This is a genomic window from Methylobacterium sp. ME121 (assembly GCF_000974725.1).
GTDB classification, from domain to species: Bacteria; Pseudomonadota; Alphaproteobacteria; order Rhizobiales; family Beijerinckiaceae; genus Methylobacterium; species Methylobacterium radiotolerans.
The window spans coordinates 1-17,564 of the sequence record NZ_BBUX01000099.1; the positions used below are offsets into that span (position 1 = coordinate 1).

Annotated in this window: 14 protein-coding genes and 2 pseudogenes; 11 read left to right on the top strand and 5 right to left on the bottom strand. The window is 75.1% G+C overall.

Annotated elements, in window-relative coordinates; all coding sequences use genetic code 11:
- The 7 genes from ME121_RS30365 to ME121_RS30395 form a co-directional block, all read left to right on the top strand.
- Positions 1-876 (top strand): aliphatic sulfonate ABC transporter substrate-binding protein (locus ME121_RS30365; protein WP_059410139.1); only part of this gene is annotated, 876 nt, incomplete at its 5' end.
- A gap of 18 nt (positions 877-894) precedes the next feature.
- Complete coding sequence (locus ME121_RS30370) at positions 895-1,944, top strand: sulfonate ABC transporter substrate-binding protein (RefSeq protein WP_059410140.1); 1,050 nt, start codon at positions 895-897, stop codon at positions 1,942-1,944.
- Positions 1,944-2,726: an aliphatic sulfonate ABC transporter permease SsuC gene (gene ssuC, locus ME121_RS30375; protein ID WP_012318325.1), complete on the top strand. Its 783-nt coding sequence runs from the start codon at positions 1,944-1,946 to the stop codon at positions 2,724-2,726. The genes ME121_RS30370 and ssuC overlap by 1 nt, the downstream gene beginning before the upstream one ends.
- The gene (locus ME121_RS30380) at positions 2,726-3,577 is read left to right on the top strand and encodes an ATP-binding cassette domain-containing protein (protein WP_059410141.1); all 852 of its coding nucleotides are present in this window, start codon (positions 2,726-2,728) and stop codon (positions 3,575-3,577) included. The genes ssuC and ME121_RS30380 overlap by 1 nt, the downstream gene beginning before the upstream one ends.
- A 118-nt stretch (positions 3,578-3,695) precedes the next feature.
- Positions 3,696-4,871, top strand: a complete 1,176-nt coding sequence (ssuD, locus tag ME121_RS30385) for an FMNH2-dependent alkanesulfonate monooxygenase (protein WP_059410142.1) — start codon at positions 3,696-3,698, stop codon at positions 4,869-4,871.
- 141 nt (positions 4,872-5,012) lie between these two features.
- Entirely contained in the window at positions 5,013-5,282 is a 270-nt protein-coding gene (locus ME121_RS30390) for a hypothetical protein (RefSeq protein ID WP_012318328.1), read from the top strand.
- Positions 5,283-5,867: 585 nt separating this feature from the next.
- Positions 5,868-8,123: a cyclic nucleotide-binding domain-containing protein gene (locus tag ME121_RS30395; protein WP_059410143.1), complete on the top strand. Its 2,256-nt coding sequence runs from the start codon at positions 5,868-5,870 to the stop codon at positions 8,121-8,123.
- A 34-nt stretch (positions 8,124-8,157) separates the two neighbouring features.
- On the opposite strand, the gene ME121_RS30400 is transcribed toward ME121_RS30395, so the two are convergent.
- On the bottom strand, positions 8,158-8,553 hold the full coding sequence (locus ME121_RS30400; protein ID WP_012318330.1) for a DUF3307 domain-containing protein: 396 nt from the start codon (positions 8,551-8,553) through the stop codon (positions 8,158-8,160).
- Between the two features lie 357 nt (positions 8,554-8,910).
- Between ME121_RS30400 and ME121_RS34495 the strand changes: the two are divergent.
- Positions 8,911-9,399 (top strand): annotated as a pseudogene (locus ME121_RS34495) (sigma-70 family RNA polymerase sigma factor); the annotation flags it as partial.
- A gap of 24 nt (positions 9,400-9,423) precedes the next feature.
- Here ME121_RS34495 and ME121_RS30405 read toward each other — a convergent pair.
- The 3 genes from ME121_RS30405 to ME121_RS30415 are packed head-to-tail and all read right to left on the bottom strand — an operon-like array spanning position 9,424 to position 13,262.
- Positions 9,424-10,836, bottom strand: coding sequence for an MATE family efflux transporter (locus ME121_RS30405; protein ID WP_012318331.1), 1,413 nt, complete (start codon positions 10,834-10,836; stop codon positions 9,424-9,426).
- Positions 10,833-12,164 (bottom strand): lysine N(6)-hydroxylase/L-ornithine N(5)-oxygenase family protein, encoded by a 1,332-nt coding sequence (locus ME121_RS30410; protein WP_070999016.1) that lies wholly within the window; start codon positions 12,162-12,164, stop codon positions 10,833-10,835. The genes ME121_RS30405 and ME121_RS30410 overlap by 4 nt, the downstream gene beginning before the upstream one ends.
- A gap of 30 nt (positions 12,165-12,194) precedes the next feature.
- Positions 12,195-13,262: a GNAT family N-acetyltransferase gene (locus ME121_RS30415; protein ID WP_179240049.1), complete on the bottom strand. Its 1,068-nt coding sequence runs from the start codon at positions 13,260-13,262 to the stop codon at positions 12,195-12,197.
- A gap of 224 nt (positions 13,263-13,486) precedes the next feature.
- On the opposite strand from ME121_RS30415, the pseudogene ME121_RS34500 reads away from it, so the two are divergent.
- From ME121_RS34500 to ME121_RS30425, 3 genes and pseudogenes are all read left to right on the top strand, one after another.
- Positions 13,487-14,506: pseudogene (locus tag ME121_RS34500) on the top strand (AMP-binding protein); the annotation flags it as partial.
- Positions 14,481-16,424 (top strand): AMP-binding protein, encoded by a 1,944-nt coding sequence (locus tag ME121_RS34505; protein WP_491892915.1) that lies wholly within the window; start codon positions 14,481-14,483, stop codon positions 16,422-16,424. The pseudogene ME121_RS34500 and the gene ME121_RS34505, both read left to right, overlap by 26 nt.
- A gap of 1 nt (position 16,425) precedes the next feature.
- On the top strand, positions 16,426-17,199 hold the full coding sequence (locus ME121_RS30425) for a GNAT family N-acetyltransferase (protein WP_024830596.1): 774 nt from the start codon (positions 16,426-16,428) through the stop codon (positions 17,197-17,199).
- Between the two features lie 11 nt (positions 17,200-17,210).
- On the opposite strand, the gene ME121_RS30430 is transcribed toward ME121_RS30425, so the two are convergent.
- Positions 17,211-17,564: hypothetical protein (locus ME121_RS30430; protein WP_491892916.1), on the bottom strand; the 354-nt coding region annotated here is incomplete at its 5' end.

Genomic DNA, 17,564 nt, shown 5'->3' on the forward strand with positions numbered 1-17,564 from the left:
CCCGGCGTGCTGCGGATCGGCTACCAGAAGAACGGCATCCTGGTCGTCGCCAAGCAGCAGAAGATCATCGAGAAGCGTCTGGAGCCTCTCGGATACGCGGTGCGCTGGGTCGAGTTCTCCTTCGGACCGCCGCTGCTGGAGGCCCTGTCGCTGGACGGGATCGATCTCGGCCAGACCGGCGATGCCCCGCCGATCTTCGCCCAGGCCGCGCGCTCCAACCTCGTCTACGCGGCCGCCCAGGAGGCCGGCGGCTCCGGCGCCGGCATCCTGCTGCCGAAGGGCTCCGAGATCCGCAGCCTCGCCGAGCTCAGGGGCAGGCGCGTCGCCTTCGCCAAGGCATCGAGCTCCCACAACCTGACCATCGCGGCCCTGGAGAAGGCCGGCCTGAGCTACGCCGACATCGAGCCGGTGACGCTGGCGCCCGCCGATGCCGCGGCCGCCTTCGCCCGCGGCAGCATCGACGCCTGGACGATCTGGGACCCGTACTTCGCCATCGCCGAGCAGGGGGAGGGCGTGCGCGTGCTGGTGCGGGCCACCGACGTCACCCCGCAGAACAACTTCTTCCTGGCGAGCCGGCCCTTCGCGGAGAGCCGGGCCCCGGTCCTCACCGCGGTGATCGACGCCCTGGGCGAGGTGGCGGCCTGGTGCACGCAGAATCGCGGCGCGGTGGCGGAACTCCTGTCGCAGGGCACGGGCGTGCCGCTGGCCGCGACCCGGCGGGCGGTGGATCGGACCGACTACGTGATCGGTCCCATGACCGACCGCGTCGCCGCCGAGCAGCAGCGGATCGCCGACCGCTTCCACGCGCTGAGACTGATCCCCAAGCCGATCCGCATCGCCGACGCGGTCTGGACGCCCCCCGCCCGCAACGGCTGAGACCGACCGCAGAGAGCCATGACCGACCGATCGCCCCGCGCGCCGTCCCTGTCGCCCGCCAGCGGCCCCGCCCCGAACCGGCGCCTCCTCCTGTCCGCCGGGCTCGGCCTCGCGGCGACCGCGCTGCTGCGGCCGGCCCGCGCGGCCGGCAGCATCCGGATCGGCTACCAGAAATACGGGTCGCTCGTGCTGCTGAAGGGCCGCGGCACCCTGGAGCGGGCCCTCCAGCCCCTCGGCACCACGGTGGCGTGGTCGGAATTCCCGTCCGGGCCGCCGCTGCTGGAGGCGCTGAATGCCGGGGCGATCGACTTCGGCTCGGCGGGCGAAGCGCCGCCGATCTTCGCCCAGGCCGCGAGCCCGGAGCTGCGCTACGTCGCCGCCGAGCCGCCGGCGCCGCGGGGCGAGGCGATCCTCGTGCCCAGGGACAGCCCGATCCGCAGCGTCGCCGAGCTGCGCGGCAGGACCATCGCGCTCAACAAGGGCTCGAACGTCCATTACCTGCTGGTGCGCGCCCTGGAGCAGGCCGGCGTCCCCTACGACGCGGTGAAGCTCGCCTTCCTGGCACCGGCCGACGCCAACGCCGCCTTCGTGCGCGGCTCCGTCGACGCCTGGGTGATCTGGGACCCGTTCCAGGCCGCCGCCGAGCGCGCCACGGGCGCCCGGGTCCTGGTCGACGGGCGCGGGGTCGACGGGCACGCGCTCGCCCCGAACCGCCAGTTCTACCTGTCCCGGCGCGGCTTCACCGACACGAGCCCCGCGATCGTCTCGGCCGTGCTGAAGGCGATCGGGGAGGTCGACGCCTGGGCCGCGGGCCATGCCGACGCCGTGGCGGCGGAACTGGCGCCCTCGGTCGGCATCCCCGCGCCGGTCCTGGCCGTGGCGCTCGGCCGCCTGTCCTACGGCGTCGCGCCCCTGGATGCGACCGCGATCGCCGACCAGCAGAAGGTCGCCGACGCCTTCCACGGCCTCGGGCTCCTGCCGAAGCCCGTCCGGGTCGCCGACGCGGTCTGGACGGCGCCCGAACCCGCGGACGCCGTCAAGTCCGAGAAGCGGACGGAGAACCGCTGATGCGCCCCTCCAAGCTCGATCGCCTGCGCGACTCCGCGGTGCCCTGGCTGCTGCCGGCCGCCATCCTGCTCGGCTGGCAGGCCGCGGTCTCGGCCGGGCTCGTCTCCAACCGCTTCATGCCGGCGCCCCTCGACGTGGTCCGGGCCGGCTGGGAGGCCGGGCGGACCGGGGAACTCTGGACCAACCTCGGCGTCAGCACCCTGCGGGCTCTGGCGGGCTTCGTGATCGGCGGCGGCATCGGCTTCGCGCTCGGCCTCGCCAACGGCCTGTCGCGCCTGTCGGAGCGGCTGACCGACACCTCGGTGCAGATGGTGCGCAACGTGCCCCACCTCTCGCTGATCCCGCTGGTGATCCTGTGGTTCGGCATCGGCGAGGAGGCCAAGCTGTTCCTCGTGGCGCTCGGCGTGTTCTTCCCGATCTACGCCAACACCCTGCACGGCATCCGCTCGGTGGATCCGGGCCTCGTGGAGATGGGCCGGGTCTACGGCATGTCCCGCACCGAGCTGTTCAGCCGCGTGGTGCTGCCCGGCGCCCTGCCGTCGATCTTCGTCGGCCTGCGCTACGCGCTCGGCATCATGTGGCTGACGCTGATCGTCGCCGAGACGATCTCGGCCTCGTCGGGGCTCGGCTACATGGCCATGCAGGCCCGGGAGTTCATGCTGGTCGACGTCGTCGTGCTGGCGATCCTGATCTACGCCGCCCTCGGCAAGCTCGCCGACGCCCTGACCCGCCAGCTCGAGCGCGCCTGCCTCGCCTGGAACCCCGCCTACAGGAGCGCCTGATGCTGCTCGACGCCGTCCGCCGCGAGGCGCTTCCCGACCTCGGCACCGATCCCCGGCAGGCGGCCGCCGCCGCGCCGGCGCGCGCGCCCGCGGAGCCGCCGGCCCGCGGGATCGCCGTCACCGTCCGCGACCTGCACAAGAGCTTCGACGGCAACGCCGTCATCGAGGGCCTGAACCTGTTCCTGCCGGCCGGGGGGTTCACCGCGGTGGTCGGCCGCTCCGGCTGCGGCAAGAGCACCCTGCTGCGCCTCATCCTCGGGCTCGACACGCCCACCGGCGGCCGGATCGACCTCGAGGGGCCGGCCGCCACCCCGCGCCGGTCCGAGCCGCCGAAGCGGATCATGTTCCAGGAGCCGCGGCTGCTTCCCTGGGCGCGGGTCGTCGACAACGTCGCGGTCGGCCTGTCGGGGCACGGCTCCCGGGCCGAGCGCCGGGAGCGGGCGCTCGCCGCGCTCGCCGAGGTCGGCCTCGCCGACAAGGCCGGGCAGTGGCCCGCCACCCTGTCGGGCGGCCAGCGCCAGCGCGTGGCCCTGGCCCGGGCGCTGGTGAGCCGGCCGGGCCTGCTCGCCCTCGACGAGCCGCTGGGCGCCCTCGACGCCCTGACCCGGATCGGCATGCAGGACCTGATCGAGCGGATCTGGCGGGCGCAGGGGTTCACCGCGCTCCTCGTCACGCACGACGTCACCGAGGCGGTGGCGCTGGCCGACCGCATCCTCGTCGTCGATGAAGGGCGGATCGCCCTCGACCTGCGGGTCGACGTTCCGCGGCCGCGCCGGCGCGGGGACCCGGACCTCGCCCGCCTCGAGGGCCGCATCCTCGATCACCTGCTCGGATCGCAGCCGACCGCCTGAACGCGGGGCCGCCGTTTCCCGGAGGCGGCGGCCCGCCCTAGCTCTCGACGATCACCGGATGCGCGCAGTCGGATCCGGCTTTTCCGCATCCGGCCACCGGGCCGCACAGGAGATTCCGATGCACGCAGCCAATGACGGGCGCGCCGACGTCCTCTGGTTCCTGCCGACCCACGGCGACGGCCGCTATCTCGGTGCGCGGGAGGGGGCCCGGGATGTCTCGCTCAGCTATCTCCGGCAGATCGCGCAGGGGGCGGACGAGCTCGGCTATTACGGCGTGCTGCTGCCCACCGGGCGCTCCTGCGAGGATTCCTGGATCGTCGCCTCCGCGCTGGCGCCGCTGACCAAGCAGCTGCGTTTCCTCGTGGCGGTGCGGCCGGGCCTGATGGAGCCCTCCGCGGCGGCCCGCATGACCGCGACCCTAGACCGGATCTCGGACGGGCGCCTCCTGATCAACGTCGTCACCGGCGGCGACCCGGTGGAACTCGCCGGCGACGGCGTATTCCTGTCCCACGACGCGCGCTACGCCGTCACCGACGAGTTCCTGACGATCTGGCGCGGCCTGCTCGCGGGCGAGACCGTGACCTTCCAGGGCGATCACCTGCGCACCGAGAACGGCCGGCTGATCTTCCCGCCGGTGCAGAAGCCCTATCCGCCGCTCTACTTCGGCGGCTCGTCGGCGGCCGGCATGGCGGTCGCGGCCGAGCATTGCGACGTCTACCTCACCTGGGGCGAGCCCCCGGCCCAGGTCGCGGAGAAGATCGCCGCCGCCCGGCAGGCCGCCGAGGTGAAGGGCAAGACCTTCTCGTACGGCATCCGCCTGCACGTCATCGCCCGCGAGACCGAGGCCGCGGCCTGGGAGGCCGCCGAGCAGCTGATCTCGAAGCTCGACGACGCCACCATCGCCAAGGCGCAGGAGACTCTGAAGCGGCAGGATTCCGTCGGCCAGAGCCGCATGATGGCGCTCCACGGCGGCAGCCGCGACAAGCTCGTGGTGGCGCCGAACCTCTGGGCCGGCGTCGGCCTCGTCCGCGGCGGCGCCGGGACGGCGCTGGTCGGCTCGGCCGACCAGGTCGCCGACCGGATGAAGGCGTATATCGATCTCGGGATCGACCGCTTCATCCTCTCGGGCTACCCGCACCTGGAGGAAGCCTACCGGTTCGCCGAGCTGGTCTTCCCGAAGCTGCCGCTGCGCGCCACCACCGGGCGGCCGGCCAGCAACGCCCGCAACGACGGCCCGTTCGGCGAGATCATCGCCAACGACCTCGTGCCGACCCGCCGCGTCGGCGCGCACTGACCGGCGGCCCCGCCGGCACGGGGCATGGCTGATCTGCATTCGGACAGCCCGGGCGTCACGGTCATGCCATCCTTGGCGCCCATCCGCACCGCCCATCGCCGCGCGACCCGCTCGCGCGGCCTGGACGAGCGAAGGATTTCGATGACTTCGACCAAGACGGCCCTCCTGGCCATCGGTCTGTGCCTCGGCCCCGCCGCGGCCTTTGCGGAGCAATCCCCGGCCCGGGAAGCCCTCAAGCAGTACTGCACCGGCGACTACATGGATTTCTGCAGCGCCTACGCGCCGGGCGGTCCGGAGGTCGAGGCCTGCTTCAAGGCCAATCTCAAGAAGCTCTCCCCGAACTGCTCGGCGGCGATCACCGCCTACAAGAAGGAGCAGCGGGCGACCAAGCGCGTCAGCGAGGCGCGCTGAGGGCCGAACGCCCGTCCCGCCGGCGTCCGCGACCCGGGAGCCCCCGGCAGCGCGCGCCGCTCCTCCGTGCGGGCTCGGCACGTCGCGCCAGCACCGTCGCCGACGCCGCGCCGGCTCACGCCCGCTGATCCGCCCCGTCTTGCCCAAGCGCCGCGGGCAAGTCCTTTCCCGGGGGAGCCCGAAGGCGGGCAACCCGGAGCCGTCGCCGGCGCGGGACCCGGGCGTTTCCGCGTGTCCGGATCCCGGGCTCCGCCCGCGTGGGCCCGGGAGATCCGCGCCTGTCCTGGCGCAGGGCGCGCCGCGATCGGACAGGCCGGATCTTCACGGGCGACGCCCGCCGGCACCGCGCCGGGGCCGCGGATCGGCCGACGCGGCGCGATCCACCGCAGCAATCGCCACAATGCTGCCGCGCCGGAGCGGCCTGCACGATAATTTAAGCCGGCACCTGCCATCGGTTGAGAACTGGCGTGGCCAAGGTCAGGTCCTGCGATTCGGCGATGATCCGCGCGCGTGATTGCGCGGGATCTGCCCGGGGATCTGCGAGCTCCGCGCCCGTCGGGATTTCGAGACGCGGGTACCGTGCCGATGACGACAACCGACCTGACGTCCGCCGGGACCGCATCCCCGGCCGGCGGCCGCGCGGCGATGCTGCGCGGGGCCCGCATCGTGGCGGCCGCGGCCGTCACCGTGATGGTGCTGCTGCTCGACCTCATCAGCTACTCCCAGCTCATCTTCTCGGGTCCGCTGGCGGAGAGCCGCGCGGCCGGCCTGTCGGCGCTGCTCGCGGCCTACGTGCTGGGCAGCCTCGTCTTCATCGCCACCCGCCGGACCGCGCGGATCTCGCTGTCCTTCATCGGCGCGGCCGCGATCGTGCAGGCGGCGATCGCCGCGGCGGTCGCCGGGCAGCTCGAGGCCGCGGGCATCACCGATCCGGAGACGGTCGGCCAGCTCGTCCTCGTGGCCTGCGGCGTCTCGACCTTCGCCACCGGCGTGATCTTCGCGCTGCTCGGCACCCTGCGGGCCTCCCTGCTGGTGCAGCTGCTGCCCTACCCGGTGCTCGCCGGCTTCCTCGGCGGCGTCGGGCTGCTGTTCCTGCGCAGCGGCGTGCAGATCGGCGGCCATGTCGACGATCCGGTCGCGGCGCTGCTCCGCACCGTCGATCCGGCCAACCTCGATCCGGGCCGGATCGATGCCGGGGCGCTCGCCCGCATCGCCCTGACCCTCGCCATCGGGTTCTGCGCCTTCTACCTGCCCCGGATCGTCCGGCACTGGGGGACCTACCCCGCGGTGATCCTGTCGAGCCTCGCGGTGGTCCATCTCGGGCTGGCCTGGACGGGCACCAGCGTCGCCGCCGGGCAGGCCTCGGGATGGCTGATCGAGCCGCTGCCGACGGGCACGCTGCTGCGCCCGCCCGCCATCGGCAGCCTGATGGCCTTCGATCCGCGCCTGCTCCTGCCGATCTGGCCCAAGATCGCCACCCTGGTCGTCGTGGCGGTCATCATCCAGATCCTCTACGTGGTCAGCGTCGAGCTGGAGATCCGGCGCGACCTCGACATCGACCGGATGTTCGTGGCCTCGGGCGCCACCAACCTGGTCGGCAGCGTGTTCGGCAGCTCCGCGATGGGCTTCGGCCGGACCTCGACGCTGCTGCTGCACAATATTGGCGGCGGCCACTGGCTCGGCTGGTGGCTGACCCTCGCGGTCATGGCGGCCCTGCTCATCGTCGGCGCGAGTCCCCTGGCGCTGCTGCCCCGCCCGCTGGCCGGCGGCGCGCTGATCGCCATCGGCATCGGGCTCCTGTTCAACCTCGGCCTCGCCAGCCGGACCCTGCCGGGGTGGGAGATCGCCATCGCGCTGGTCGTGTGCGCCGCCACCGCGTTCTTCGGGGCGACCACGGGCTTCCTCGTCGGCGTCCTGCTGGCGATCCTGATCTTCGGGGTTCAGTACGGGCAGATCGGCGCGATCCGCCGGTCGCTCTCCGGGGCGGAGCGGCGCAGCAGCGTCATCCGCGGTCCCGACGCCGCCGCGCGGCTCGCGGCGGCCGGCGGCCGGACCCGGATCTACACCCTGCAGGGCTACCTGTTCTTCCTCAACGCGCAGGCGATCCACCGCCGGGCCGCCGCGGAGGCCGGCGACCTGCGCGTCCTGATCCTGGATTTCCGCGAGACCGTGGGGCTCGACAGCTCGGCGCTGATCGCGTTCCGCAAGGTCGGCCAGCTCGCCGAGCAGCGGCGCTTCGACGTGCTGCTGGTCCACGTGGATCCGGCGGCGCGGCTGCTGATCACCCGCAACGGGCTCACCGCCGACCCGCGCGTCCGGATCCTCGACACGCTGGACGAGGCCCTGCGCGCCGCCGAGGCCACGCTCCTGGCCGAGGCCGGCGGCGCCGGCCCGGGGGAGGTCGCCCTGTTCGCCCGGCACATGGCCGACCGGCTGGGCAGCGCGTTCGGGCCGGACGACTTCGCGCCCTACCTGACGGTCCGCGAACTCGCGGCGGGCGCGGCGCTGATGCGCCAGGGGGAGGCGGCCGACGCCCTCTACTTCCTGGAGCAGGGCGTCGTCTCCGTCGAGATGGAGGTACCCGGCCGCGGCAACCTGCGTCTGCGCACCACCACGGCCGGCACGGTGATCGGCGAGATCGCGCTGGTCCAGGGCGGGCGGCGCACCGCCACCGCCGTCGCCGAGAGCCCCTGCCGGGTGGTCGGCATCGACCGCGCCGCCCTCGCCCGGATGGAGCGGGAGCGCCCGGACCTCGCGCTCGCCTTCCAGCGCTTCCTGATCCTGGAACTGGCCGGCAAGGTCTCCGACACGAACCGGCTGCTCGAGGCGGAGATGCAGTGAGGCGCCCGGCGGCGCGCGCCGTCCCGATCGCGCGTCAGGCCGCCGCCAGCACCACGGCGAGCCCGAGATGGGTGACGTGGTGCAGGAACTGGTCGATGCCCATCAGCCACCAGAACCGGGCGTCGGTGGTCGGCAGGCGGGTCCGCTGGCCGACCAGCACCTTGCCGCGGTCGATCCCCGTGTGGATCGCGAAATCGACGAGCGCCAGCCACCACAGGGCCGGCTTCACCGCGAGCGCGATCGCCAGCGTGCCGAGGCCGTGCAGGCCGGTATGGGCGCAGAGGGGGCCGAGCCAGGCCGAGGACCGCTGCTTGCCCTGCGCCATCCAGTTGGTCTGAAGGAAGAAGTCCGCCGCGAGGTGCTTCACGGCGAACGCCAGGACCAGCAGCGCGAAGGCACCCACCGGGACGAGCGTATCGGCGGACGGCATCGCGGCCCTGGCTCTCCTGCCGCGATCCTGCGGGGAAGGGTTCGGCAGCGCGCACCGCGCCCCGAATCGAGGAAGCGCCAGCATACACGCGCCGACCGAGCCTGGCGCGGGCCGAGATCCAGCGCGTCACGCCGGCTCGTTCCGAGAAGTTCCGGCGTAGAATTCAGGATCCAGACCGATGTTTCGTCCTCCGGCGGTGCGATCGACGAGACATTCCATCTATTCCCTTGAGAACCTCGCGGGGCGGCAAGTTTTAATAATTCCAATCAACAAAGATAGACGTTGTTCCACAGAACAGCCGCGTGATACCCGTCCGACCCGCATGAGCCGTACCGATGGGACATCGTGAGCGGGACAGTGGCGACCTGGAACTGCGACGCCGGCTTCTCTGGCCAGGGGATCGCCGCGGCCCCGCCGGGCCGGCCCGGCCGGCCGCCGCCCGGCGGATCCTGGAACCTCGCGGCGTTCGAGCGCCATCGCGCCACCTATCTCGCGCGGGCACGCCGCATCCTCGGCTGCCCGGCCCAGGCGGAGGACGTGGTCCAGGACGTGCTGCTCCGGCTGATCGCCGATCCGCCCCCGGCCGAGACCGTGATCCAGGCCGCCTATATCGGGCGGATGGTGCGCAACCTCGCCCTCGACCGGGCCCGGCGGCAGGGCTTCGAGCGGCGCCTGTTCACCGATCTCGACGCCGCCCCGGACCCGGCCGATCTCGGCACGGGGACCCCCGAGGCGGCCGCGGCGTCGCGGGAATCCCTGCGGCAGGTGGAGGCCGCGGTGGCCGAGCTGCCGGAGCCGGTGCGCACGGCCTTCCAGCTCCACCGGGTCGAGGGCGTGCCGCAGGTCGAGATCGCGGCCCGGCTCGGGGTCTCACGCGCCCTGGTGTGCGGTCTCGTGCGCCGCGGCCACCTGCACTGCCTCGCGGCCCTCGACCGGCGCTGCGCCGCCTGCCCGGCGCGCGTCCAGGCCCCAGGCCAGCAGCAGCGCCAGGCCGAGCCCGTCGGCCAGGAACTCGGCCGCGACCCGGCTGGCGAGCACCCCCGCGTAGCCGAGGAGCGGCGGCAGGATCAGGAGCGGCGGGATCAGCGCCAGCCCCTGCGCCGCCAGCGACACGGCGGCGGCCCGGCGCGGCGCGCCGATCGCCTGGAACAGGGTCGCGGCCGTGAGCTGTAGGCCCACCGGCATGAAGGCGACGGCGAAGAGCGCGGTGGCGCGCGCGCCCGCGCGGGCGGTCGCGGGATCCTGCGCGAACAGGCCCGCGAGGGGCTCGGCGCAGGCGATCATCAGGCCGCCGACGACGAGGCCGTAGGCGAGGGCGGCGGCGAGCACGAAGGCGAGGGCGCGGTGCAGCCGGTCCCGGCGGCCGGCGCCGGCGGCGTGGCCGAGCACCGCCTGGGCGCCCGCCATCGTCCCGAGGAGCGGCAGCGCCGCCACCAGGGTCAGGCGCAGGGCGATGCCCTGCGCGGCGACCGCGGCGTCGCCGTAGGGCGCGGCCGCCTCCACGAACAGCGCCATCGCGACGGCCGCGAGCAGGCTGGAGCCGGTGGCGGGCAGCGCGAGCGTCAGGGCCTCGGCGAGGGCCCCGCGCCCGATCCGGCCGCCGGGCCACCGGAGCGACACCCGATCCGCCCCCCGCGCCCGGGCGAAGTGCAGGCCGTAGGCGGCCGCGCCCGCGAGCTGCGCGCCGATCGCCGCCCAGCCGGCGCCGACGGTGCCGAGGCCGCAGACCCGGATCAGCACCGCGTCGAGCAGGATGTTGAGGCCGAAGCTGCCGACCATGACGGCGCCGCTGAGGCGCGCGTGGCCCTGGCCGCGCACGACGAAGCCGCCGACGATCATCACCAGCATCAGGGCCGTGCCGACCGTGGCGAGCGCCGTGTAGGGCGCGGCCTCCGCGGCGAGGGCGGCATCGGCGCCGAGGAGGCGGAGCCAGAACGGCGTGTCGGCCACGATCGCGGCCGTCACGGCGAGCCCCGCCGGCAGGCTCAGCCAGAAGCCCAGGCCGGCGGCGGCCGCGGCCCGGTCGCGGTCCCCCGACCCGAGGGCGCGGGAGACCTGCGAGGCCGCCGCGATCCCGGCCCCGTAGCCGAGCGCCGCGACCAGCAGCGTCACCGGGTACGCCAGGGCGATGGTGGCGATCGCGGCGGCGCCGAGATCGGCCACGAACCACGCGTTGACCAGCATCTGCAGCGCGTGCGCCGAGATGCCGAGGATCGCCGGCCCGGACAGCCGGAGGACCAGGCCGACGACCCGGTCCTGGTCGAGGTCGACCGGCCGCCTCACGGGATCGAGGCGGCCGAGCGGATCGCCGCGCGGGCGGCCCGCTCCTCGGCGAGGATGGTCTGCGCGATGGCGCCGGCCCGCACGGGCAGGATCGACAGCAGCGTCTCGGTCAGCCCGTGGGTCGGCTCGCTGAAGCCCTGGAGATGCAGGCTCACCCGGGGCTCGGCGCGCTCCAGCGGCAGGCGGTAATGCCGGTCCGCGGTGTCGCCGGCGAGGAACGGCCGCACGGGCTCGAGGATCGCCGGCAGGGCGGCGCGCTGGTAGCCGGTCGCGCAGATCACGGCCGCGTAGCTCTGCCGCTCCGTGGTGCCGTCGACGTCGTCGCGCAGGGTCGCGCGCAGGCCGTCCGCTACCGGCTCCAGCGCCTCCACCCGGGTGCTGCGCCGCAGCCGGTAGCGGGTCACCCCGCTCACCGTCTGCTCGTAGAGCGTGGCGTAGAAGTCCTGGATCAGGTCGGCATCGACCACCGCGTAGTTGGTGGCGCGGTGGGCGGCGATCAGCTCCGCCCGCACCGGCGCCGCGGCGCTGTGGATCCGATCGACGGAGGCCGGGTCGAAGATCTCGTTCACGAAGGGGCTGTCGTCGGCGGGCTTCAGGGCGGGCCCGCGGATCGCGAGATCGACGAGCGCCCGCGGGTAGCGCGCGCCGAGATCGGTGACGATCTCCACGGCGCTCTGGCCGCCGCCCACCACCAGGATGCGGGGCTCCGGCCCGTCCAGGCGCGGCGCCCCGAGGGCCTGCGCGATCCCCGGCAGGTACCAGGAGGAGTGGATCAGCCGCCGGTCCCGCGCGTGGGCCGCGAAGGGGGCGGGGATCGCCGGGTCGCCGCCCGCCGCGACGACGAGGTGACGGCAGCGGCGCAGGCGGCGCGACCCGGCATCGCCCCGGGCCTCCACCACGAAGGCGGCGAGCCGGCCGTCGCGGGTCTCGGGCCGCACGGAGTCCACGATCTCGCCGTACGCGACCACGTCCGAGAACTGGTCCGCCGCCCAGGCGAGGTAGTCGTTGTACTCGACCCGCGACGGATTGAACGTCTTGAGGTTGAGGAAGGTGCTGAGCCGCCCCTTCACGTGCAGGTAGTTGAGGAAGCTGAACGGGCTCGTCGGGTCGCGCAGGGACACGAGGTCCTTCACGAAGCTGATCTGCATGTCGGCGCCGGGCAGCATCATCGCCCGGTGCCAGCCGAACCGCTCCTGCCGCTCGATGAACCGCAGGGACGGCCGCGGCGGTCCGTCGCCCATCGCGTCCCGGAGGGCGATGGCCAGCGACAGGTTGGCCGGGCCGAAGCCGATCCCGATGATGTCGTCGGTCGCGGGGTGATCCGTCATCGCTCGCATCTCGCTCGCTCGAAGGGCGGTCTAGGCCGGCACGGCAGGGGGCCGCGGCGCCGCGTCGGCGGCGGCCGCGCCCGGCACCCAGAGCCGGTCACGGACGAAGTGCTCGCGCGACAGGGCGACCAGGGCCGCGCGCTTGTGGGGGAAGTCGACGGTGGCGATCGTCGCGAAGCCGGAGGCGTGGAGGTTCCGGATCTGCTGGGCGTGATCGGCCCGCGGCTCGCCCACGACGCGCTGCGTGCGCGGCTCGTCGAGGAACAGGTAGTGCATCAGCGACGGCAGCCAGGCCGAGAGGGCGGGCCGCCCGCGCACGGACGCGTCGCCGATCGCCACGTGCCAGCCGCGGTCGTAGGGGCCGGACTCGTAGAGCGGCCCGAGCCGGCTCTCCCGCGCCCAGTACAGCTCGAAATAGCCGAAGGGCCTGCCGTCGAGGCAGCCGAACAGCGGCAGGGTGGCGGGGTCGGCCTGGAGCCCGGCGATGTAGGCGGCGTGCGCCTCCAGGGTGCCGGTCTCCTGCCAGACCGCGGCGACCCGGGGATCGTTCATCCAGGCCGAGAACAGGGCGACGTCGCCGGGCTCCGTCATCGTGCGGAAGCTCAGGCGCCGGTCGAGCCAGGGGATCGTCCGCGCGTAGACCGCGCCGGAGGGCGTCCCGGGCCGCAGCGGGTGGCGGCGGCCGGCCGTGGCGGTGAACAGCTCGGGGAAGGGCGGACGGGCCTTCGGGAGCCAGCGGGCGGCGCATTGCCAGAGGAGACCCGGCAGGATCTCGACCCCGTCGCCGACGGGCCGGGCCGCGCCGAGGTCGAGCAGCCGTCCGGACGTCGCCGGATCGGCCGCGACGACGATGCGCAGGACCTGCGTGTCCTGGGCGGTCAGAGCCTCGGCGCGCGCCAGGATCGCCTCCGCGGCCGCGGCCGGCGCGGCCGGCTCGGCGAGGCGGATGACCGGCGCCTCCCGGGTTCCGTCCAGGGTGAGGGGCACCGGCACGGTCGCCGGCGCGCTCACCGGCGCGCTCACCTGCGCCCCCTCATCGTGGATGCTCGCGGGGTGCGCCCCCGGGTCGCGCATCGCTGGGCTCGAAGCGTCCGTCATCCGTCCTCCGCACGTCGTCGGCACCTCCCTGACGGATGGGGCCGCCCGGCGTTCAGACGTTTCGCGCGGTCGCGTCCCGGCGGCCCCGAGGCGCGGCCGTGAACGGCCCCCTGCCTCAACCGTCACTCCGTCGAAGCCCGGAGCGGCGCAGGAGCGAGCGGATGGACCAGCAGGCCGGCCAGGAGGCGAGCGCAGAGGCGGGCGCGGGCGCTGTTGCGGGCGCGATGGTGGGCACCATCGCGGGCACGGCCGCGGAACCGGCCGCGGAACCGGCCGCGGACTGGACCTTCGAGCCGGTGGTGGTGGCCTTCGACCGGGCCGGGCACGGCGCCTTCTGGCCGGCGGGCCGGGCGCTGCCCGCCGGCTGGACCCTGGCGTACGGCCCCTGCGGGATCGCGGCGGCCCGGGACTGGATCGCGGATCCGGCGCGGGTGACCGAAGCCGCCCCCGCAGCCACCCCCGAAGCCACCCCCGCCTCGGCGCTCGCCCCCGACGCCGACCGCGAGAGCGTCCCGGCCCGGCTCGCCCGTCTCGCCGCCGCCGAGCCCGAACGGCCGGCGGTGCTGTTCGGGACCCGGACGCTGACCCGGGGCGAACTCGACACCCGGGCCGGCGCCCTCGCGGCCGGGCTCGCGGCGCGCGGGATCGGGCGCGGCCACCGGGTCGCGGTGGCGCTGGAGCGCGCGCCGGAAACCATCGTGGCGCTGCTCGGGGTGCTGCGGGCCGGCGCGGCCTTCCTGCCCGTCGACCCGGCCTACCCGGCCGCCCGCGTCCGCGCGATGCTGGCGGATGCCGGCATCGCGCAGTGTCTCACCACCGCCGCGATCGCCACGCGCCTGGAACTGCCCGCGGGCGTCGCCCGGCTCGATCCCGCCGCGCTGGAGGCCGCCGCGCTGGAGGCCGCCGCGGACGGCCCCCGTCCCGCCCTGCCGGAGCCGGGGGATGCCGCCTACCTGATCTACACGTCGGGCTCGACCGGGACGCCGAAGGGCGTGCTCGTGGAGCACGGGCCGCTGGCCATGCACTGCCGCACCACGGCCGAGGCCTACGCGATGGACGCGGAGTCGCGCGAACTCCACGTCCTGTCCTTCGCGTTCGACGGCGCCCACGAGCGCTGGATGACGCCGCTCGTCGCCGGCGGCTGCATCGTGCTGCGCGGGCCCGAGCTCTGGACCGCCGCCGAGACCCTGGCGCAGATCCGCCGCCACCGGGTGACCCATGCCGGCTTCCCCACGAGCTTCATTGGCCAGCTCGCCGAATGGGCCGAGCGCCTGGGCGAGGCGCCCCCGGTCCAGGTCTACTCCTTCGGCGGCGAGGGGATGCCCCCGGGAGACCTTCGCGCGGCTCGGCCGCGCCCTGAAGCCCCGGCTGCTGATCAACGGCTACGGCCCGACCGAGTGCGTGATCTCGCCCCTCGTCTGGGCGGTGCCGCCGGACGCGACCTTCGCCGAGCCCTACGCGCCGATCGGCGGCCCGGTCGGGGCGCGGGCGGCCTACGTGCTCGGGCCCGACCTCGAGCCGGTCGCGGACGGCGAGACCGGCGAGCTCTACATCGGCGGCGGCCTCGCCCGGGGCTACTGGGAGCGCCCGGCGCTCACCGCCGAGCGCTTCCTGCCCGACCCGTTCGCCGCGGGCGGCGGCCGGATGTACCGCACCGGCGACCGGGTCCGGCGGCGGCCCGACGGAACCCTCGCCTTCGCGGGGCGGGCGGACGATCAGGTCAAGATCCGCGGCCACCGGATCGAGATCGGCGAGGTCGAGGCGGCCCTGCGCGCCCTGCCGGGGGTCGCGGAGGCCGCGATCCTGCGCCGGCAGGGCCCGGCCGGCGCCTATCTCGCGGGCTACGTCGTGCCGTCACGCGGACGCCGACCGGAGCCCGGACGCCTGCGTGCCGGCCTCGCCCGCACCCTCCCGGAGCCGATGGTGCCGGCGAGCCTGACGATCCTCGACCGGCTGCCGGTCACCGCCAACGGCAAGGTCGACCGCAACGCCCTGCCGGATCCCGCCGCCGACGACCGGCGCGGGCGCCCGCCCGGGACCGCCACGGAGCGGCGCCTCGCCGGGATCTGGTCCGAGTGCCTGGGCTTCCCGGTCCGGGTGGCGGACCGGCGCTTCTTCGAGCTCGGCGGCGATTCCCTGTCGGCCCTGCGGCTGGTGGCGCGCCTGCGCCTCATCGCCCCGCGGGGCGGGATCGGCGTGGCGGATCTCCTGCGCGATCCGACCATCGCGGAGCTGGCGGCGCGGATCGACGCCGGATCGGACGCCGCCGACGCGGAGGGCCTCGCGCCCCTGGTCCGGCTGTCCGCCGGCCGGCCGGAGAGCGGTCGGCCGCTGCTGGTGCTGTTCCCGGGGCTGCTCGTCAGCACCCGGGAATACGAGCCCCTGGTGGCCCATCTCGGCCCCGAGCAGGAGGCGCACGGCTTCCTCTGCGCCTCCCTGGTGGAGGCGGTCCGGCCCCTGCCGGCCGTGGCCGAGCTCGCGGACGCCTATGCCGAGCGGGTGCGCGACCTCATGCGCGGCCGTGCGGGGTCCTGCGTCTTCCTCGGCTGGTCCTGGGGCGGGGTGCTCGCCTACGAGACCGCCCGGCGGCTCGGCCCGGACTGTCCCCTGGACTGGGTCGGCATGCTCGACGCCTGCGCCTTGGAGGCCAACTTCGCCCCGGGCGCCGGCCGGCCGATCGAGCCCGCGGAGCGGGCGGCGCACGAGGCCCTGGTCGAGGCCTGGCTCGCGCGCGCGCCGATGCGCGCGCACTGGGAGGCCCTGCGCGCCCGCATGGACCCGGAGGCCACGGTGCAGTTCCTGCGCTTCCTCGCCGCCGAGCCGCAGCCCCTGCCGGCCGACGGTCCCGAGGTCGGCAGCCGGGAGCGGATGCTCTGGACGCTCGTCGACCACGCGATCCAGTTCCGGGCCCTCCGCCTGGAGCCCGGCACGGTGCCGATCCGCAGCTTCGCGGCGGCGGATTCGCGGGCCCGCGGCCTGCCGGTGATCGACTGGGCGCCGCTCACCGACCGGCTCCTCGGGGTGGAGACCGTCCCCGACACGGATCACCTCGACATCGTCCTGTCCCCGCACCTCCACGACCGGATCGCCGCGCTGACGGCGCCGGCCGCCGAGGCACCCGCGCTGTCCCCCGCGCGGGCCCCCGCCTGGACGGCCGCCTGACATGCAGGAGCGCGAACCGACCTTCGACGCCCTGCGCGACGCCCATGTGGCGGCGCTCACCGGCTCCCTGATCGACGGCCTCGAGCACGGCCCCGGCGGGGCCGGCTACGTCTGGTCGCGCAGCATCCCGGACCCGACCCTGAACTTCGCCTTCGGGGTCCGCCGTCCCGACCAGTTCGCCTGGGCGGGCGCGGCGGCCCTCGGACGCGCCCGGGCGCCGGCCTTCCTGGCCCGGGACGACGGGGAGATCGCGCTGCTGCGCGCCCTGTTCGAGCCCGCGATCCTCTACCCGGCGAGCTGGATGGTGGCGCGGGGGCTCCCGGCGCCGGCCCCGGCCGGCAGCGCCGTCACCGTGCAGGCGACGCCCGCGCCGGGGCCGGATTTCGAGCGGGTCTTCGCCCACCTGTCCGACGCGCCGGCCGTGCGGACCCATCTGCGCCGCTACTACATCCCGGCGCTGCGCGCGGCCCGGGGCCGGCCCGGCCTCGCGGCGCTGCACCTCGTCCTGCGCGACGCCGCCGGGCCGGCGGCCTGCGCCAGCCTCTACCTGCGCGGCGAGACCGCCGGGCTGTACAATGTCAGCACGCGGGCCGACCGGCAGCGCCGCGGCCTCGGCACCGCCGTGACGGTCGCGGCCCTGCGCGAGGCGCGGGCGCGGGGGGCCGCCCAGGTCTTCCTGCAGTGCCCGGCCGGCGGCAGGATCGAGGCGCTCTACGCCCGGGTGGGCTTCCGGACGGCCTGCGCGCCGACCCTGCTGTGCACGACCTCGCCCTGACCGGACCCCGCTCAGAACGGCTCCGCGCCGTACCCGTAGGGCGTGACGCTGAGGACGAACCCGATCTCCGCCTCCGCGTCGCGCAGGACGAGCGCGCTGGCCGGACCGGTCACGACCTTGCCCCGGCCGGCGATCCGGGCCCCGTACCGGCCGCAGGATCCGAGGGCGGCCAGCGCCGCGAGGGCGCGCCGCGCCGCCCGCGCGTCGCGGACGCCGTTCTCGTCGAGCCAGACCGACTCGTCGGCGGGCCAGACCCGCAGGGGAAGGGGCTTCCCGGCGCCGCGCGCGGGCGGCCGCAGGGCTGCGAGGCGCGCGCGGATCCTCACGGTCGTCCGATCCACGCCGCGCGCAGGACCCGGAGGGGC